Source organism: Paraburkholderia sediminicola (genome assembly GCF_046027355.1).
In the GTDB taxonomy this organism is placed as follows: Bacteria; Pseudomonadota; Gammaproteobacteria; order Burkholderiales; family Burkholderiaceae; genus Paraburkholderia; species Paraburkholderia sediminicola_B.
Genome location: NZ_JAQQEK010000018.1, coordinates 86,062 through 103,803, shown reverse-complemented (window position 1 = coordinate 103,803; position 17,742 = coordinate 86,062). Strand labels below are relative to the sequence as shown.

The following is a 17,742-nucleotide window of genomic DNA, read 5'->3' as shown; positions in this document are numbered from 1 at the left end:
TCACTTCAAAACCATAAAAAATCGGGTATTTATAACAATGAAGGTGATTTGTTAGGTAACTTCTACGCTCCGTGCAGAGAAACCAAGGGAGGCGTACCATGGCTATTGAATCGTGAATTTCAATAGGAATTTACGGAACTTGGATGCCCCTACGGCCTCTAAGTATTAGCACTCGGCAAATCAGAGTGCTAACATCCAACGCTGGAGTCGTTACCTGAATAAGCTTTTGTCTGATTCCAAAGGAGTTTCCTACGTGAGCCATGCAATGACCCTTCCGAGTACTTTGAGCCCGTCGTCGGCTAAGGCCGCTTCGGCAGGTGCACTGGCGCTCTCGCATTCCTCGCTGCTGCCCGGTCAACTGGGCAATATCGACGCCTACATCCAGGCCGTAAATCGGATTCCGATGCTGACGCCGGCGGAAGAACGCCAGTTCGCCACCGAATTTCGCGAGCAGGACAATCTCGAGTCCGCGCGCCGTCTCGTCCTGTCGCATTTGCGGCTGGTCGTGTCGATCGCGCGCAACTATCTGGGGTATGGACTGCCGCACGCCGACCTGATCCAGGAAGGCAATATCGGCCTGATGAAGGCCGTGAAGCGCTTCGATCCGGAGCAGAACGTACGCCTCGTGTCGTACGCCATGCACTGGATCAAGGCTGAGATCCACGAATACATTCTGCGCAACTGGCGGATGGTGAAGGTCGCCACGACCAAGGCGCAGCGCAAGCTGTTCTTCAACCTGCGCAGCCACAAGCAAGGGCTGGGCGCGTTCACGCCGGACGAGATCGAAGGTCTCGCCAAAGAGCTGAATGTGAAGCGCGAAGAAGTGTCCGAAATGGAAACGCGCCTCTCAGGCGGCGACATCGCGCTGGAGGGTCAGGTCGAAGACGGCGAAGAGTCGTACGCGCCGATCGCCTATCTGGCCGACTCGCATAGCGAACCGACCGCCGTACTGGCTTCGCGTCAGCGCGACAAGCTGCAAAGCGACGGTATCGCGAGCGCGCTGGACGCACTGGACGCCCGCAGCCGCCGCATCATCGAGGCACGCTGGCTGAAGGTGGAAGACGACGGTTCGGGCGGCTCGACGCTGCACGAATTGGCCGACGAATTCGGTGTGTCCGCCGAACGTATTCGCCAGATCGAGGCGAGCGCAATGAAGAAGATGCGCGGTGCACTCACCGAATATGCGTAAAGTTTGAAGATTGTCAGCCTGCCGGTTCGCCCGGCGCGCGGTATCCAGCCGCCAAGCCCCGCCCTCGCAAGACGGCGGGGCTTTTTTTCGCCCACGCCGCGGCGTCTTCGCGCACGCGCACATTCACGCAAGAACATCAGCGAGCAACACGCGTTTCTTGACGTATCACAAAGCAGACAGCAATACTGGTTGAAGGGGGCAAGTCTCGCGACCCAATGCCGCAGCGCCGAACTGTTGCGCGCGAGGTTCTACTCCTAGAATCGGGATGCACTCGCCAAACCGCCGAAGCGGCCTGGCGCCAGCCGGATTCACCGGTGTGAAGTTGCCTTCTACCGATCATGACCATAGCCCTCAATCGCAGCACCACCCGCCGCCCGAGCCTGCGCAAACGGTTCCACGGCTGGGTGCGCGGTCCGACGCTGGCGCGGGATATCGCCATCGTCCTCGCCATCAAATTCGTACTGCTGATGGCGCTCAAGTACACATTCTTCAATCATCCACAGGCGGAGCACATGTCGCTGCCGCCTGAGCAAGTCGCGCAGGCGCTGTTGTCCGTGCCTGCCTCGCATTCGTCCCAAGGTGATCCACATGCCCGTTAGCGAAGTCGTAGAACTGTCGCGCCTCCAGTTCGCCATCACCGCGCTTTACCACTTTCTGTTCGTCCCGCTCACGCTGGGCCTGTCCTGGCTGCTCGTCATCATGGAGTCGGTCTATGTGATGACCGGCAAGCAGATCTACAAGGACATGACCCAGTTCTGGGGCAAGCTGTTCGGCATCAACTTTGCGATGGGCGTCACCACCGGCCTCACGCTGGAATTTCAGTTCGGCACAAACTGGTCGTATTACTCGCACTATGTCGGCGATATTTTCGGCGTGCCGCTCGCCGTCGAAGGGTTGATGGCGTTCTTCCTCGAGTCCACCTTCGTTGGCCTGTTCTTCTTCGGCTGGAATCGGCTCTCGAAGGTCCAGCACTTATTCGTCACGTTCCTCGTGGCGCTCGGGTCGAACCTGTCGGCGCTGTGGATTCTGGTGGCCAATGGCTGGATGAACAATCCGGTCGGCGCCACCTTCAACTACCAGACCATGCGTATGGAGCTCGACAGCATCTTCTCCGTGCTGTTCAATCCGGTCGCGCAAGTCAAGTTCGTGCACACCGTGTCGGCCGGTTATGTGACGGCTTCGATGTTCGTGCTCGGCGTATCGTCGTGGTATCTGCTGAAGCGCCGCGACACTGAATTCGCGTTGCGCTCGTTCGCGATTGCCGCCGGCTTCGGTTTGGCATCCACCTTGTGCGTGATCGTGCTCGGCGACGAATCCGGCTACCGCACCGGCGAAGTCCAGCAGGTCAAACTGGCCGCGATCGAATCCGAATGGGAAACCGCGCCTGCGCCGGCCCCGTTCACGATCATCGGGATTCCGAACCAGAAGGAAGAGCGCACCGACTACGCTATTAGAATTCCGTACGCGCTCGGCCTCATCGCCACCCGTTCGCTCGATGAACCGGTGGTCGGCCTGAAGGATTTGATGGCGCACAACGAGGTGCGCATCAAGAACGGTATGCTGGCCTACGCCGCCCTGCAGAAACTGAAGCAAGGCGACATCACCGACGAAGCCAAAGCCGCCTTCGACGCGCACAAGCAGGATCTCGGCTATGGCCTGATGCTCAAGCAGTTCACCGCGAACGTCACCGACGCCACGCCGGATCAGATCACCCAGGCCGCGAAGAAAACGATCCCGCCCGTGGCGCCCGTGTTCTTTTCGTTCCGGCTGATGGTGGGCCTCGGCATCCTGTTCCTCGCCACCTTCGTGCTGGCGTTCTGGTTCTGCGCGCAGCGCTCCCTGTTGCTGGAGAAGCGCCGTTGGTTCCTTCGCTGGGCCGTGTGGGCGATTCCACTGCCCTGGCTCGCGGCGGAATTCGGCTGGATTGTCGCTGAAGTGGGCCGTCAACCGTGGACCATCGCGGGCATTCTGCCGACCAACCTGTCGGCCTCGAGCCTGACGCCAAATGACCTGTATCTGAGTATCGCGGGCTTCGTGGTGTTCTACACGGTGCTGTTCATCATCGAAATCATGCTGATGTTCAAGTACGCGCGGCTCGGTCCCTCCTCGCTGCACACGGGCCGCTATCACCACGAACAACAGCCGCTGAATCAGCCGCTGCCGACCAACACGGCCGCATGATTCGCCGCCACTGAGTTTCAAGGGAAAAGATCATCATGGATTACGCAACCCTCAAACTGATCTGGTGGGCACTGATCGGCGTGCTGCTGATCGGCTTCGCGCTCACCGACGGCTTCGACATGGGCGCGGCGATTCTGCTGCCGTTCATCGGCAAGACCGACGCCGAGCGGCGCATCGTCGTGAACACGGTGGGTGCGACGTGGGAAGGCAATCAGGTGTGGCTCATCACGGCGGGCGGCGCGATGTTCGCCGCGTGGCCGCTGGTGTACGCGGCATCGTTCTCCGGTTTTTATTTCGCCATGCTGCTGGTGCTGTTCGCGCTGTTCTTCCGGCCGGTCGGCTTCGACTATCGCGGCAAACGTGAAGACCCGCGCTGGCGCACTGCGTGGGACTGGGCGCTGTTCGTCGGTGGCTTCGTGCCGGCACTGGTGTTCGGCGTCGCCTTCGGCAACCTGCTGCAAGGCGTGCCGTTCTCGTTCGATACCGACCTGCGCGTCACCTATCACGGCGGCTTCTTCGAGTTGCTCAACCCGTTCGCGGTGTTGTCCGGCCTCGTCAGCGTCTCGATGCTGGCCGCGCACGGCGCCGCCTTCGTCAAGATGAAAGCGGACGACATCGTCGCCGAGCGCGCTTCGCTTGCGCTGCGGATCGCTTCGCTTTCTTGCGTGGTGCTGTTCCTGATTGCCGGCGCGCTGATCGCCACGATGATCGGCGGCTATCAGGTAATCGACGCCCCGCCGCTCGACACGGTCGCCAATCCGTTGATGAAGAACGTGATCGGCGCACCCGGGCTGTGGCTCACCAACTACGCGAACTATCCGTGGATGGTCAGCGCGCCGGTGGCTGGTCTCGTCGGCGGCGTGCTGGCCTCGTTGCTCGCGCGCTCGCGCTTTGAAAAGAGCGCCTTCCTGTCGACTTCGCTGATGATCATCGGCGTGATCCTGACGGCGGGCTTCTCGATGTTCCCATTCATCATGCCCTCCTCGCTCGACGGCCGCAGCAGCCTCACCGTGTGGGATTCGACCTCGAGCCGCATGACGCTGCAGATCATGCTGATCGCCGTGATCATTTTCCTGCCGATCATCCTGATCTACACGAGCTGGGTGTATCGCGTGATGCGCGGCAAGGTCACCGCCGCGGCGCTCGAAGAAAATCACCATACGATGTATTGATCGGCAAGACGTTTAACAGGAGTTTACGATGTGGTATTTCAGTTGGATTCTCGGGATCGGCGTGGCGTTGGCGTTCGGCGTCATCAACGTGATGTGGTTGGAATCGCGCCGGTCGTCGGAAGCCGGCACGCGGAAAACACGCTAGAACAGCATGTACCGGCTACGGGCCGGTAAACGGAAAAGCGGCACCTTGAATGATTCAAGGTGCCGCTTTTCTTATTGCTGCATGACTACTGGAGGCGAAGCAGCGCGAGCCGCTCCTGCTTCAGCACTGCGTCATGCCGGCAAAGGCGTTGCACCGCCGCTTTGCGTCGTGCGCGTCGCCAGCTTTTCAGCGTAGCGTTGCGCTGCATCGCCGACGACGATATGAAACGTGTCCGCGGAAATCCATGCCGTATCGAGCGTCGCCAGACGTTGACGATCGACCGACGACGGATCCCGCACGACGATACGCAGACGCGTGGCCGCAATCGCATCCAGCGACACTACGTTGTCCGCGCCGCCGAACACGGCGAGCCAGCGCAGCGGATCGGGATCGAGCGGACCGCTACCGTGAGCACCCGCTGCCGCAACCGGCGCGGCCGCCACAGCCGGAGCCGCAGCGGAAGCCGTCGGCTTCACCACATCACCACCGCCTTGCGCGATCACCGTACGAATTTCGTCCGCGATGATGTCCGCTTCCGGTCCGATGATCACCTGCACGTTGGTCGAGCCGCGCTTGAGCACACCACGCGCGCCGATCGTCTTCAGCTCGTTTTCGGAGACCTTGTTCGAATCGACCACCGACAGACGCAGACGCGTCGTGCAAGCATCCACTACCGACAGATTCGACGCGCCACCTAGCGCAGCGATATAACGCTGCGCGCGCGGCACAGCCGCACCGGCGACCGGCGAAACGAAACCACCCGCGGCGAACGAGTCGACTTGCTCATCGGCGGCGGCGGGTTCGCGGCCCGGCGTCGCCATGTTGAATTTGCGGATGAAGAAGCGGAACAGGCCGTAGTACACCACCATGTAGACGACGCCGATCGGAATCGCCCACCAGCCGCGAGTCGACAGACCGTAGTTCAGCACGTAGTCGATTGCGCCCGCGGAGAACGTGAAGCCGAGGTGAATGCCGAGCGCCGAACAGATGGCGAGCGAGAGGCCCGTCAACAGCGCGTGGATCACGTACAGCACCGGTGCGAGGAACATGAAGCTGAATTCGATCGGCTCGGTCACGCCCGTCAGGAACGACGTCAGTGCCATCGAGAACAGCAGGCCGCCGACGACCGCGCGGCGCTCCTTCGGCGCTTCATGGAACATCGCGAGACACGCAGCCGGCAGGCCGAACATCATGACCGGGAAGAAGCCCGTCATGAAGGTTCCGGCAGTCGGGTCGCCCGCGAAGAAGCGGTGCAGGTCTCCCGTCACCGCGGCGCCGCCCGGCGGCGTGAACGTGCCGAACACGAACCACGTCAGCGAATTGAGGATGTGATGCAAACCCGTGACGAGCAACAAGCGGTTCAGCACGCCGAACACGAAGGCGCCGAGCGCGCCCGCGGTGGTCAGCCAGTGGCCGGCCGTATCGATCACAGCTTGCACCGGTTGCCACACGTAGCCGAACGCTATGCCGAGCACGAGGCAGACCACCCCCGTGACAATCGGCACGAAGCGTTTCCCTCCGAAGAAAGCGAGGTAGTCGGGCAGCTTGATGTCTTTGTATCGGTTGTACAGCAAGCCCGCGACGATACCCGCCACGATCCCGGACAACACGCCCATGTTGAGCTTGTCGTTGATGTCCTTCATCACCGCGACTTCGATCAGATAGCCGATCGCGCCCGCCAGACCCGCCACGCCGTTGTTGTCTTTCGCGAAGCCGACCGCCACGCCGATCGCGAACAGCAGCGGCAGGTTGTCGAAGATCGCGCCGCCGGCGTCGGCGATCATCTTGATGTTGAACACATCGGGTTGGCCGAGGCGCAGCAGCAAGCCGGCAACCGGCAGCACCGCAATCGGCAGCATCAGCGCGCGTCCCAGGCGCTGAATCTTCAGAAACGGATTCCCATCCATTGATACCTCCAATCCTTGTCTCGTCGTTGAACGCCGTGGCTAAACGGCGTCGTTGAGTGTTGTAGCTACGTGTAATGACTGAGCGAAGCTGGCTGCGGACCGTGTGGGGTTCAGTCCAAAGGCCAGGTTTCGCGGCTTGCTGCTCTTACCGCCTGTGCCGATTCGAGCGCCAGGGCATCCTGGGCGCGTTGACGGCACAGCTGATAATCGAGGTTGCGCACCCGCGCCTTGATGCCCGGCACCGAGACCGGATCCACCGAAAGCTCGGTCACGCCGAGGCCGACGAGCAGCGGCACGGCGAGCGGATCGCCGGCAAGCGCGCCGCACACGCCGACCCATTTGCCGTGCTTGTCCGCGCCTTGCACGGTGGCTGCGATCAGGCGCAGCACGGCCGGGTGCAAGCCGTCCGCCTGAGCGGCCAGGTCAGCCTGGCAACGGTCCATGGCGAGCGTGTATTGCGTCAGATCGTTGGTGCCGATCGACAGAAAATCCGCGTGTTGCGACAGCTGATCGGCAAGCAGCGCCGCCGACGGCACTTCGATCATCACGCCGACTTCAATCGGCTCCGTGCGGCCCAACTCGCGCGCGAATTCGTCGATGCGCTTACGGATACGGATCAGTTCGCCGACGTCGGTCACCATCGGCAGCAGGATGCGCACGGCGCCGAGCGGCTGCACCGCCAGCAGACCGCGCAACTGATCGTCGAGCAGATCCGGGCGCACTTGCGCGAGGCGAATGCCGCGCAAGCCGAGCGCGGGATTCGGTTCGGGCGGCAGCGTCAGATAGTCGACTTCCTTGTCCGCGCCGACATCCAGCGTGCGGATGATCGCGGTGCGACCGCTCAATGCATCGACAATTCCCTGGTAGCTCTGACGATGTTCGTCCGTGGTTGGTGCGGCCGCGCGGTGAATGAACAGCAGTTCGGTGCGCAACAGGCCGACGGAATCGGCGCCGTTTTCGACGGCGGTTTTCGCGTCGTCGAGCGTGGCGATGTTCGCGGCGACTTCGATTGCGCGTCCGTCGGACGTGGCCGCCGCTTGCTGCGAGGTGCGGCGATTCGCTTCGCGTACATCGGCGAGACGCGTGCGCTCTGTGCGCGCGCGTTCTACGTCGAGATCAGTCGGCGCGAATTCGAGGCGGCCGGTCGTGGCGTTCACCACCACTTGCGTGCCTTCGGGAATCGCATGCAGCGCGTCGCCGACTGCCACCAGCGCGGGAATGCCCGCCTGGCGCGCGAGAATCGCGGCGTGCGAGGTCGCGCCGCCGCGTGCCATCACCAAGGCGGTGACACGCGAGCGATCCAGTGTGGACAGATCAGACGGCGTGAACTCTTCAGCCGCGAGCACGGCTTCTTCCGGGAGCGTACGCGCCGAGGCGTTCGTGTAACCCAGCGCGCGCAGCACACGCTTTTCGATGTCGCGCAGATCGGCGGCACGTTCCGCGAGCAACGCGTCTTCGATATTCGTCAGGATGGCGATCTGTGCGCGGATTGCTTCGCGCCACGCAAAACCGGCGCTCTTGCCGAGGCTGATCAGATCACGCGCGGCGTCGAGCAGCGTCGGATCTTCGAGCAGCACGCGATGCACCGCGAAAATGCCCGCTTCGCCGACTGCGCCGCGCTGCGAGGCGTCACGCACGGTCGTGCCGAGGTCTGTATCGACGGTGGCAATCGCCTTGTCGAGCAGGCGGCTCTCCGCAGCCGACGTGCCGCTCGCCTTTTCGGGCGGATCGATGTCCGCGTCGTCCCAGCGCACCAGCTTGCCGACCGCGACGCCCGGCGCCGCGCAGACACCGGCGAGCGTATTCGGCGCGAGCGCTTCGCCGGCCGGATGCGCGACCGCTTGCGGCGCCGGCGAACTTTGACGTGCCGGTTTTTCCTCGACTTCGCCGTGTGCTTCACGCGTCAGTTCATGCGCGATCGCTTCGATCGCAGCTTTTGCTTGCGGACCGACGCCGAGCAACTCGATGGTCGCGCCTTCGCCTGCACCGAGGCCCAGCAAACCAACCACGCTTTCGATCGCCGCCTTGCGTCCTTCGTAACGCACTTCCACGCGTGCATCGAAGCCGCGTGCCGCTTCACGCGCACGCGCCGCCGGACGTGCATGCAGACCGCCTGCGTGGACCAGCGTGACTTGCTGACGGGCTTCTTCCGTCACGTTCGTCGCACTCGCCTGGCGCGAGGCCTCGGCCGCCACACCACTGCGCGCACGCAGCACCAGCAACGGCGTTTCACCCGCCTTCAGCACGCCGCCTTGCACGCGTTCGACGATCTCGAACGCATCCGAATTGGCAATCGCGATCACCGACACGAGGCTCGGCGCATTCAGCGCGACCTGATCCTGATCGAACTCGATCAGCACGTCGCCGGCGCGCACGTGAGCGCCTTGAGCGACCATCGGCGCAAAGCCCTTGCCGTTCAGTTCGACCGTATCGATACCGATATGCAGCAGAATCTCGGCACCCTCGGCGGTGGCCAGCGTCACGGCGTGACCGGTGCGCGCGAGATGGGTGACAGTACCGTCGCACGGCGCGACGAGTCGGCCCTCGAGCGGATCGATGCCGATGCCGTCGCCGAACATGCCGCCCGAAAACACAGGGTCGGGCACGTTCGCGAGCGGCACGACCGGACCGGTCATGGGCGCGAGTAAAACAATATGGCCTTCAGAATGGCTCATCAAGCGGGACTCCTCGACACGTCGCATCTGATTTCTCGTCAGTGAGTTTCGGTGACTTTGTTGAGATGGCGCGGCGCATCGGGATTGCGCCCGCGCGCGGCGGCAAGGCCGGCGGCCATCACGTAAAAGGACAGGATTGCGGCGATCGGATCGAGCGCCGCATGAGCGGTGGTGGCAAGCGGCAGCGTGGCTTCCGGCACGTCGGCCGGCGCCGCGAGCAGAACGCGGGCGCCGCGCGCCTTCATGTCGCGCGCGAGTTGCAGCAAGCCGGCCTGCTCGGGTCCACGCGGTGCGAAGACCAGCAGCGGGTAGTCGCGGTCGATCAGTTCCATCGGACCGTGACGCACTTCCGCGCTCGAAAATGCTTCGGCCTGGATGCCGGAGGTTTCCTTCAGTTTCAGCGCGGCTTCCTGCGCGATGGCAAGACCGAGACCGCGGCCGATCACGATCATGCGTTCGACGCCGCGCAACTCCTCTACGGCGGTCGACCAGTCGAGTTCGCCCGCGGTACGCAGTGCTTCGGGCAGCGTCCTCAACGCAGCGAGCAGTTCAGCGTCGTTCTGCCAATGCGCGACGAGCTGCGCGGAAATCGACAGCATCGCGATGTAGCTCTTGGTGGCCGCGACGCTGAGTTCCGGACCGGCTTCGAGCGGCAACTCGAATTCGCACGCGTCGGCCAAGGGTGAGCCCGACACGTTCACGGCGGCGACAGTTAGTGCCCCGGCTTGGCGCAGCGCTTCCATCGTGCCGACGAGATCCGGGCTCTTGCCCGATTGCGAGAACGCCAGCGCGAGCTGATCGCGCACTTGCAGCGGCGCCTGTTGCAGCGTGGCGACCGACATCGGCAGCGAGGCGACCGGCACGCCGAGGCGGCTCATCGTCAGGCTGGCGAAGTAACTCGCCGCGTGATCGGAGCTGCCGCGCGCGACCGTCAGCGCGACATGGCGCGGCTGCTGTGCAAGCTTCGCCGCCAATGCCTCGACGCGCGAGGTATCCGTGAGCTGCGCGGCGACCGTTTCAGCGGACGCCAGCGCCTCTTTAAGCATATTCGACAATTGCTTCTCCTTCGACGTAAGTCGCGGTCAACGCCAGTTCACGATCGAACACGACCACATCGGCCCATGCACCGCGCGCGATGCGGCCGCGGTCTTCAATGCCCAGGTAGTCGGCGGCGTAGCGCGACAAACGGTTCGATACATCGGCGATCGGCAAGCCGATCGACACAAGATTGCGCAGCGCCTGATCCATGGTCAGGGTGCTGCCGGCGAGCGTGCCGTCGGCGAGACGCACGCCGCCGAGGCACTTCGTCACATGCTGGCTGCCGAGGCGGTATTCGCCGTCCGGCATGCCGGTGGCCGAGGTGCTGTCCGTCACCACATAGAGACGCGGAATCGCGCGCAACGCAGCGCGGATCGCACCCGGATGGACGTGCAGCAGATCGGGAATGATTTCGGCGAACTCGGCGTGCGCGAGCGCCGCGCCGACCAGGCCTGGATTGCGATGGTGCAGCGGCGACATGGCGTTGAACAGATGCGTGAAGCCGCAGGCGCCGTGCTTGAGCGCGGCGACGGCGTCGTCGTAGGTGCCGAGCGAATGGCCCAGTTGCACGCGCACGCCGCGCGCCGCCATCTCGGAGATGATCTCCATATGGCCGGCAATTTCCGGCGCCAGCGTGACCACGCGAATCGGCGCGATGGACAGATACTTCAGCACTTCGTCCATCACCGCCGAGACGGCCGCGTCCGGTTGCGCGCCGAGCTTGCCGGGGTTGATGTACGGCCCTTCCAGATGCACGCCGAGCACGCGCGCGCCGCCGGGCGTGCGGATTCGCGCGTTGTTGCCCAGCTCCGCGACGACGCTCATCAGTTCGTCGCGCGGCGCCGTCATGGTGGTGGCGAGCAGGCTGGTCGTGCCGTAACGCGCATGCGTGCGCGTGATGGTTTCGATCGCGTTGCCGCCTTCCATCACGTCCGAGCCGCCGCCGCCATGCACGTGCAGATCGATGAAGCCGGGCAGGATGTACGGCGCGTCGTTCGTCGACGGATCGACGCGTTCGCCGGTGAGCGCCGTGATGCGGCCGTTTTCGTATTCGAGCGTGCCGTGAATCCACCCATCGGTGGTGAGTATGTTTCCGGTCAGCATGAGTCTCTCTGGTGAGGCGTGATACGGGGCGTGGCTGAATGGCGCTTTTCCTGCGCCGCATCTGAACTTGCGGGCTTCGCGCACGGGCTCAGCCGGTCAGCTCAGGTGCGCAATTCAGCGACAAAGTCGTAGTAATCGTCGCGGCAATACGTATCGGTCAGTTCGATTGCGCGCTGGTCGGCGCTATAGCCGATACGGGTAATGACCAGCAGCGCCGAGCGCGGTTCGATGTCCATCAACGAAGCGATCTCGCTCGAAGCGTTGACCGCGCGGAAGTGTTGCAAGGCGCGCACGACGGCGGCGCCACGGCGTTCGAGATAGCTGTAAAGCGAGTCGCCGATGGCGTGCGGATCGGGCACGATCGCCGCCGGCAACGCCGAATGCTCGACCGCCATGACGATGCCATCGGCGCGCCGCAAGCGCCGTAGACTCGTCACCGCCGCGCCGGGCGACAGCCCGAGGTGCACCAGCTCGTCACGGTTGGCGGCGCGGATATCGCGCTCGAGCCACACCGAATCCGGCCGGAAACCGCGCTGCTGCATCTTCTTCGTGAAACCGGTGAGCCGCGAAAGCGGGTCTTCGACGCGCGGCGTGATAAAGCTGCCCGCGCCGCGAGCCCGCCGGATCAAACCTTGCTCGACCAGCAACTCGATCGCCTTGCGCGCCGTGATGCGCGACACGCCGATCGCGTCCGAGAGCGTGCGCTCCGAGGGCAGCGCCTCACCGGCCGACCACACGCCGCAGTGGATCGCTGTCGCAAGATTGCGCGCGAGCTGCAAATAGAGCGGCGTGACGTTGCGGGCGTCAGGCATCAGTGCGGACCAGAGAGTTTCCATGGGGCTCCGGCGGCCGTCGCGAAAAGGTAAGGCCTACGAAAAATGAGAGCCCATTATATAACCAACATAATACCAGTCAACGGATTGGTTCCATGCTGGTATGATCCGGCGCAAAGCCTTGCTGAACAAGGCTTAGAGGGGCATACGGAGGCACTGGAGAGCAGTTTTTGGAGCCCAGGATTTACCCGCACTGGGCTTCGGAAAGCCGCCTGCGGGCTCAAACGTGGTTTCAACACGCTGACATCTTGGCCGTGATCGATACCTTTTTAATACCAGTGCCGATCGACCCTTTGCCGGCGTGGCTTTTGTAAAGGGGTTCGTTCCAATATAGTGCTGGGTAGCAAGCTATAACAATTCCCCTGGGAGCAGCATTTGACAGATTCCGAGGCGCTGCGGCGCGCTCAGGCCGTCCGCCATTTCAACCGCTTCTATACCCGACACATCGGCGCACTGCATGAGCATTTGGCAAAGAGCGCGTTCTCACTGACCGAGGTGCGCGTACTGCACGAGCTCTCCCGCGGACGTGCGCAAACGGCCTCGGTGCTCGGGCGGTCCCTCGGTCTCGACAGCGGCTATCTCAGTCGTCTCCTGACCAGCTTCGAACGACGCGATCTGATCACGCGCCGCCCGTCCGAGACGGACGCGCGCCAGTCGCTGATCGCGCTTACGGACAGCGGTCACGCAGCGTACGCACCGCTCGATAACGCGGCGATCGAAGAAGTGTCGACGCTGCTTGCCGGCCTCACCGCCCTCTCCCAGGATCAGTTGATCGCCGCGATGAAGATCATCGAGCGGCTGCTCGGCGACATGCCGAGGCACGAACTCGTGGTGCTCCGCCAGCCGCGCCCAGGCGAATGCGGCTGGCTCGTGCATCGGCAGGCGCAGTGGTTTGCCGCCCAATACGACTGGGATCAATCGTTCGAGGGATTGCTTGCGCGAGTTGTCGCCGATTACACGCAACGCAACGATCCGGTGCGGGAGATGTGCTGGGTCGCCGATCAGGAAGGGGTGGTGGTCGGCTCGGTGTGCATCGTCGGCGTGTCGACGACGGTGGCAGGCGTGAGGCTCCTGTGGGTCGAGCCGGATGTGCAGCGTTTGGGGATCGGCTCGCAGTTGCTGAGCGAATGCGTGCGCTTTGCGAGGCGTGCGGGCTATACGAAGCTCACGCTGACAACGGCCGCGTCGCTCGAACAACCGCGGCGCCTGTGCGAGCGCGCCGGGTTCAGGCTTGCCGGCACCGCGGCTGAGCGCCGTTTCGGCAAGGACCTGACGGTCGAGCGATGGGAATTGGGCTTGTAGAAACGTATTTGCTTAGAACGACGGCACCACCGAACCCTTGAACTGCGTCTTGATGAACTGGCGCACGTCTTCCGACTGGTAAGCAGCAACCAGTTTCTTGACCCACGGCTTGTCCTTGTCCTGCGTGCGCACGGCGATCAGGTTCGCGTACGGGCTATGCACGTCTTCGAGCGCGATCGCATCCTTGGTCGGTTGCAGGCCGGCGGCCAGCGCGAAGTTCGTGTTGATCGCGGCGGCGTCGACGTCCGACAGCGAGCGCGGCAGTTGCGCGGCGTCGAGTTCGACCAGTTTGATCTTCTTCGGATTGTCGGCGACGTCGAGCGGCGTCGCGTTATTGCCGTTCGTGCCCGCACCGGCCTTCAGCTTGATCACGCCTTGCGTTTGCAGCAACAGCAGCGCGCGGTTTTCGTTCGACGGATCGTTCGGCACCGCGACCTTCGCACCTTGTGGCAGATCCTTCAGCGACTTCAGCTTCTTCGAATAGATGCCGAGCGGCGAGATGTACGTGAGACCGGCGTTGACGATCTTGTAGCCGCGCTGCTTGATCTGGCTATCGAGGTACGGCTGGTGCTGGAAGCTGTTCGCGTCGAGGTCGCCGGCGTCGAGCGCGGCGTTCGGCTGCACGTAGTCGTTGAATTCGACGACCTTCACGTTCAGGCCTTCGCGCTTCGCTACTTTCGTGACGACTTCCCAGATTTGCGCGTCCGGGCCACCGATGGTGCCGACCTTGATGACTTTGTCGTCGGCGTGCGCGCCGAAGCCGGTGAGGATCGCCGTGCTGGCGATGACTGCCGAGAGGGCTTTGAGGATGTTTCTGCGCTGCATGTGATTCTCGCTTGTTTCTAATCGATGGCTTGATCGGTGACTTGATCGACGGCTCATCGACTTCTGATCGGTGTCAGATTCGGGTGGAAGCCGGCGGCGGACATTGCTTTTGACGATGTGCCGCCAACTGGACCTGAAATGGTCTCATAGTCCCAGCGAGATGGGAAATATCACGATCGCATATGGTTATGCGCCTTGAACGGCGCGGGACCGCGTGCTCATGAGAGGCACGCGGTCGCTCCAGCGGAGAATCAGAAGGTGGTCCAGTCGTCGTCCGGCGGGGTGGCTCTTACTGCCTCGGTTGATGCGCGTGGCGCGTTTGTCGCGGCAGGCCTGGCGCTCGTAAGATGCGCGGGCGATGCCGAGACTCGGGTCGATGCCGAAGCCGACGCGGTGGACGTCCTTGCAGGTGCCGACAGCTTCGGCTCCGCGCGCGGCGATGCCGACGCAGAGTGCGATGCCGCGCCGGTTTCGCGCGCTGCCGCTGCCGCTGCGGCTGCTTGCGGCGCCGCAGCCGTCGCGGTCGCCACCGTCGCAGTCACTCTACGCACCGCGACCGCCGCCGAACCCGGCGCGGCGCCTTCAGCGCCATTCACGCGAAACGCGCTCACCGTGTCGCGCAAACGCCCCGCCTGATCCTGCAACGAAGCCGCCGCGGCCGCCGCCTGCTCGACCAGCGCCGCGTTCTGCTGCGTCACTTCGTCCATTTGCGTGACAGCGCGCCCGACCTGGGAAATGCCGCTGCTCTGCTCTTCGGATGCCGCCGCGATCTCGCCCATGATGTCGGTGACACGCTGCACCGCCTGCAGAATCTCGCCCATCGTTGTGCCGGCCTGCTGCACCAGCGTCGAACCGTTGTGCACGCGCTCGACCGATGCGCTGATCAACTGCTTGATCTCCTTCGCCGCCGTTCCCGAGCGTTGCGCGAGGCTGCGCACCTCGCCCGCGACGACCGCGAAGCCGCGCCCCTGCTCACCGGCGCGCGCCGCTTCCACGGCCGCGTTCAACGCAAGAATGTTGGTCTGAAACGCAATGCCTTCGATCACGCCGATGATGTCCGCGATCTGCCGCGAGCTGTCGTTGATCTCGCCCATCGTGCCGATCACGCGGCTCACCACATCGTTGCCGCGCGTTGCGATTTCGGACGCGTTATGCGCGAGTCCGCTCGCCTGCCGCGCGTTGTCGGCGTTCTGCTTGACCGTCGCGGTGAGCTCTTCCATGCTCGCCGCCGTCTCCTGCAACGAAGCCGCCTGCTGCTCGGTGCGCTGCGACAGATCGCCGTTGCCGGCCGCGATCTGCTGCGTCGCCGACGCAATGGATTCCGCCGAGCGACGAATCTCGCCGATGGTCCGCTGCAACCGGTTTTGCATTTCATGCATGGCCGCCATCATGCTGGTCTTGTCCTGCGGACGAACGTCGACGACTTGCGTCAGATCGCCTTGCGCGATACTCGCCGCAAGCCGCGCCGCCTGGTCCGGCTCGCCGCCGAGGCTCGCGCGCACGTTGCGGATGATCAGCACCATCGCCAGCGAGATGATCGCGCCGATGACCAGCACCACAGCCAGGTGGCCGAGCAGCGTCTCGTAGTAAACAGTGTCAATGTCCTTGATGAACACGCCGCTCGTGATGTTCCAGTCCCACGGCGCGAAACGCACCACGTAGCTGATTTTCGGCACAGCCGTTTCGCTGTGCGGCAGGCGTCCGCGATATTCCGCGAAGCCGCGGCCGCTTGCCTTGGCCGCGTCGACGATCGCCACGTACAGGAGCTTGCCGTCCGGGTCCTTGAAGTCGCCGACCGGCTTGCCGGTCATTTGCGGCAACGTGGGATGCATCAGCACGACGGGCTTCGAATCCATCACGAACAGATAGCCGGATTCGCCATAGCGCATGGTCGCGAGACGGGCGAGCGCTTCGCGCTGCGCATCGGCCTCGCTCAGCTTGCCGCTCTGCGAGAGCGCGTAATAACCGTTCACGACGCCCTGCGCGGCATCGACCAGATTCACCATGCCCGCCTTGCGCTCGGCCAGCATCGTGCTGCGCGTTTCGACCGCGCTCCACAGCCCGACACCCAGCAGCCCCAGCCAGACGAGCGCGAGCGACAGCCATAGTTTGCGATTCAAACTCATCCTGCTCATTGTTGTGGTCTCTCTCGTGTGATTCGTGTTCCGTTCGCAGTCGCAAGCGCGCGACTACGTATCGCGCGCAAACGATTGCTATCGATATAACGGCAAGACAAACGGCCAACTTGAGAGACACTGTAAGGAAACCAGCCGCCTGGCGAATGCGGCGTGCGTGCAGGCTGATCGCGCACGCCGAATCGTTCTCTGACCGATAATCCGAGGCTGCGGCCGCACGTTTTAGCGGCACATTCCATTGCTGGAGAGAACGCCCATGTACGTCATCGACCTTATCTACACCGCACCGCTCGAACGCGTCGACGACGCGCTGGAAGCCCATCGCGCGTTTCTGACGCAACAGTTCGAAGCGGGCGTGTTCATCGCCGCCGGACCGAAAGTGCCGCGCGACGGCGGCATCATTCTGGCGGTGCGCATCGAGCGCGATAAGCTGGATGAGATTCTCGCCAACGACCCGTTCGCGCAACAAAACCTTGCGCGTTACGAGGTGACGGAGTTCAAGGCGACGCGGCTAGCGCCCGGATTGAGTTTGCCGATGCCGGCTTGAGTCTTGAAGCGCGGAGGAATTTGAAAACGGACGCGTGATACGACACGCGCCCTTACTGCTGCGCGTGTCAGTCGAGCAGCAGCTTGATGTCGTGCACCCACGGCGTTGCGCCCTGGCCGTCACGCGCGAACAGACGCAGCTTGCCGTCCGTATCGAACACATAGCTCGCTGCCGTGTGATCCATCGTGTAGCTGTCAGGCGTCTTGCCCGGCACCTTCGCGTAGTAGACGCGGAAGTCCTTCGTGATCTTGGTGAGTTGCGCCTGATCGGCCGGGCGCAAGCCGACGAACGTCGGGTTGAACGCCGGCACGTATTGCGCGAGCAAGGTCGGCGTATCGCGCTCGGGATCGACGGTGACGAACAGCACCTGCACGCGCTTCGCGTCTTCGGGGCCGAGTTGCTGCAACGCTTGCGAGAGCTCGGCCATCGTGGTCGGGCAAACGTCCGGGCAATGCGTGTAGCCGAAGAACAGCACCACCACCTTGCCCTTGTAATCCGCCAAGGTGCGGATGTGGCCGGCCGTGTCGGGCAGCGAGAAGTTGCTTCCGAACTGGGTATTGCCGGTGATGTCGAGATTCTGGAACGCCGGCGGCTGCTTGCCGCAGCCTGCGACCAGCAAGGCGCCACCGAGCGCGCAAGCGATCACAGCAGCACGCGCCGTGCGCGCGAAGCGGTTATTGAGCATGGTA

Annotated in this window: 15 protein-coding genes; 7 read left to right on the top strand and 8 right to left on the bottom strand. The window is 63.4% G+C overall.

The genetic code is table 11. The features are described 5' to 3' along the window. Positions 1–253: 253 nt before the first annotated feature. The 5 genes from rpoH (at position 254) to cydX (ending at position 4,687) form a co-directional block, all read left to right on the top strand. Positions 254–1,189 (top strand): RNA polymerase sigma factor RpoH, encoded by a 936-nt coding sequence (gene rpoH / locus PQR42_RS27610; protein WP_007179432.1) that lies wholly within the window; start codon positions 254–256, stop codon positions 1,187–1,189. A 338-nt stretch (positions 1,190–1,527) separates the two neighbouring features. Further along, positions 1,528–1,788: a cytochrome oxidase putative small subunit CydP gene (gene cydP / locus PQR42_RS27605; protein WP_408213282.1), complete on the top strand. Its 261-nt coding sequence runs from the start codon at positions 1,528–1,530 to the stop codon at positions 1,786–1,788. Further along, positions 1,778–3,370, top strand: coding sequence for a cytochrome ubiquinol oxidase subunit I (locus PQR42_RS27600; RefSeq protein WP_408213284.1), 1,593 nt, complete (start codon positions 1,778–1,780; stop codon positions 3,368–3,370). Before cydP ends, PQR42_RS27600 begins: the two co-directional genes overlap by 11 nt. A gap of 35 nt (positions 3,371–3,405) precedes the next feature. Next, on the top strand, positions 3,406–4,542 hold the full coding sequence (cydB, locus tag PQR42_RS27595) for a cytochrome d ubiquinol oxidase subunit II (RefSeq protein WP_408389057.1): 1,137 nt from the start codon (positions 3,406–3,408) through the stop codon (positions 4,540–4,542). Between the two features lie 28 nt (positions 4,543–4,570). Next, positions 4,571–4,687, top strand: coding sequence for a cytochrome bd-I oxidase subunit CydX (gene cydX / locus PQR42_RS27590; RefSeq protein WP_408213289.1), 117 nt, complete (start codon positions 4,571–4,573; stop codon positions 4,685–4,687). Between the two features lie 131 nt (positions 4,688–4,818). Here cydX and nagE read toward each other — a convergent pair whose 3' ends face one another. From nagE to PQR42_RS27565, 5 genes are all read right to left on the bottom strand, one after another. Further along, a complete protein-coding gene (gene nagE / locus PQR42_RS27585) occupies positions 4,819–6,594 on the bottom strand; it encodes an N-acetylglucosamine-specific PTS transporter subunit IIBC (protein ID WP_408389059.1) in 1,776 nt (591 codons plus the stop codon). 110 nt (positions 6,595–6,704) lie between these two features. Beyond that, entirely contained in the window at positions 6,705–9,269 is a 2,565-nt protein-coding gene (ptsP, locus tag PQR42_RS27580; RefSeq protein WP_408389061.1) for a phosphoenolpyruvate--protein phosphotransferase, read from the bottom strand. Between the two features lie 38 nt (positions 9,270–9,307). Next, positions 9,308–10,315 (bottom strand): SIS domain-containing protein, encoded by a 1,008-nt coding sequence (locus PQR42_RS27575; protein WP_408389139.1) that lies wholly within the window; start codon positions 10,313–10,315, stop codon positions 9,308–9,310. After that, positions 10,308–11,411: an N-acetylglucosamine-6-phosphate deacetylase gene (nagA, locus tag PQR42_RS27570; RefSeq protein WP_132376141.1), complete on the bottom strand. Its 1,104-nt coding sequence runs from the start codon at positions 11,409–11,411 to the stop codon at positions 10,308–10,310. Before nagA ends, PQR42_RS27575 begins: the two co-directional genes overlap by 8 nt. A gap of 101 nt (positions 11,412–11,512) precedes the next feature. Further along, positions 11,513–12,247 carry a GntR family transcriptional regulator gene (locus PQR42_RS27565; protein ID WP_408389063.1) on the bottom strand — a complete coding sequence of 245 codons (735 nt, stop codon included), beginning with the start codon at positions 12,245–12,247 and terminating at the stop codon, positions 11,513–11,515. Between the two features lie 372 nt (positions 12,248–12,619). Between PQR42_RS27565 and PQR42_RS27560 the strand changes: the two genes are divergently transcribed. Further along, a complete protein-coding gene (locus PQR42_RS27560; RefSeq protein ID WP_408389065.1) occupies positions 12,620–13,546 on the top strand; it encodes a bifunctional helix-turn-helix transcriptional regulator/GNAT family N-acetyltransferase in 927 nt (308 codons plus the stop codon). Positions 13,547–13,558: 12 nt separating this feature from the next. Here the strand turns inward: PQR42_RS27560 and PQR42_RS27555 are convergent, their stop codons facing one another. Continuing rightward, positions 13,559–14,371 carry a MetQ/NlpA family ABC transporter substrate-binding protein gene (locus PQR42_RS27555; RefSeq protein ID WP_408389067.1) on the bottom strand — a complete coding sequence of 271 codons (813 nt, stop codon included), beginning with the start codon at positions 14,369–14,371 and terminating at the stop codon, positions 13,559–13,561. Positions 14,372–14,622: 251 nt separating this feature from the next. Next, positions 14,623–16,506, bottom strand: a complete 1,884-nt coding sequence (locus PQR42_RS27550) for a methyl-accepting chemotaxis protein (protein WP_408389069.1) — start codon at positions 16,504–16,506, stop codon at positions 14,623–14,625. A 256-nt stretch (positions 16,507–16,762) separates the two neighbouring features. On the opposite strand from PQR42_RS27550, the gene PQR42_RS27545 reads away from it, so the two are divergent. Further along, positions 16,763–17,053 (top strand): YciI family protein, encoded by a 291-nt coding sequence (locus tag PQR42_RS27545; RefSeq protein ID WP_408389071.1) that lies wholly within the window; start codon positions 16,763–16,765, stop codon positions 17,051–17,053. A 67-nt stretch (positions 17,054–17,120) separates the two neighbouring features. Here PQR42_RS27545 and PQR42_RS27540 read toward each other — a convergent pair whose 3' ends face one another. Continuing rightward, complete coding sequence (locus PQR42_RS27540) at positions 17,121–17,738, bottom strand: SCO family protein (protein WP_408389073.1); 618 nt, start codon at positions 17,736–17,738, stop codon at positions 17,121–17,123. Positions 17,739–17,742 lie beyond the last annotated feature (4 nt).